This is a genomic window from Blautia sp. An81, from assembly GCF_002161285.1.
Lineage (GTDB): Bacteria > Bacillota > Clostridia > Lachnospirales > Lachnospiraceae > Blautia > Blautia ornithocaccae.
Map to the genome: position 1 here is coordinate 1 of NZ_NFHH01000071.1, position 1,324 is coordinate 1,324.

Genomic DNA, 1,324 nt, shown 5'->3' on the forward strand with positions numbered 1-1,324 from the left:
TAAGTCGGGGCCTAAGGCGAGGTCGGAAGACGTAGCCGATGGACAACAGGTTGAGATTCCTGTACTGCAGTATGACAGAACTGTGGGGACACGTGTGGAGAGCATAGCCGCGGAATGGAAAGCCGCGGGCAAGCGGGGTAGGAGATATGCAGGAAAAACCGCATATCAATCTGAAGACGTGATGCGGAGCGAACTGAAGTAGCGAAGTATGTGAGCCATGCGTCGAGAAAAGCCGCTATTGTTCATGCTGTACCCGTACCGTAAACCGACACAGGTGGATGAGGAGAGAATCCTAAGGCCGGCGGAAGAAGCATTGTCAAGGAACTCGGCAAAATGACCCCGTAACTTCGGGAGAAGGGGTGCCAGGGAGACCTGGCCGCAGAGAATAGGCTCAAGCAACTGTTTAGCAAAAACACAGGTCTATGCAAAACCGAAAGGTGAGGTATATGGGCTGACGCCTGCCCGGTGCTGGAAGGTTAAGAGGAGAGGTTAGCGCAAGCGAAGCTTTGAATTTAAGCCCCAGTAAACGGCGGCCGTAACTATAACGGTCCTAAGGTAGCGAAATTCCTTGTCGGGTAAGTTCCGACCCGCACGAAAGGCGTAATGATTTGAGCGCTGTCTCGACAATGCATCCGGTGAAATTGAAGTGCCAGTGAAGATGCTGGCTACCCGCGCCAGGACGGAAAGACCCCATGGAGCTTTACTCCAGTTTGGTACTGGGATTCGGTATTGCATGTACAGGATAGGTGGGAGGCTGTGAAGTGGTGACGCCAGTCGCCATGGAGCCATTGTTGGGATACCACCCTTGCGGTATTGGATTTCTAACCTGCAGCCGTGAACCGGCTGGGGGACAATGCCAGGCGGGGAGTTTGACTGGGGCGGTCGCCTCCGAAAGGGTATCGGAGGCGCCCAAAGGTTCCCTCAGAATGGTCGGAAACCATTCGAAGAGTGCAAAGGCAGAAGGGAGCTTGACTGCGACACCGACGGGTGGAGCAGGTACGAAAGTAGGGCTTAGTGATCCGGTGGTATTAAGTGGGAATGCCATCGCTCAACGGATAAAAGCTACCCTGGGGATAACAGGCTTATCACTCCCAAGAGTTCACATCGACGGAGTGGTTTGGCACCTCGATGTCGGCTCATCGCATCCTGGGGCTGTAGTAGGTCCCAAGGGTTGGGCTGTTCGCCCATTAAAGCGGTACGCGAGCTGGGTTCAGAACGTCGTGAGACAGTTCGGTCCCTATCCGGCGTGGGCGTAGGACATTTGAGAGGAGCTGTCCTTAGTACGAGAGGACCGGGATGGACGGACCGCTGGTGTACCTGTTGT

At 54.8% G+C, this 1,324-nt stretch carries 1 rRNA gene; it reads left to right on the plus strand.

Annotated features, from left to right (window positions below):
- Positions 1-1,324: ribosomal RNA gene (locus tag B5G33_RS20860) — 23S ribosomal RNA — on the plus strand; the annotation flags it as partial.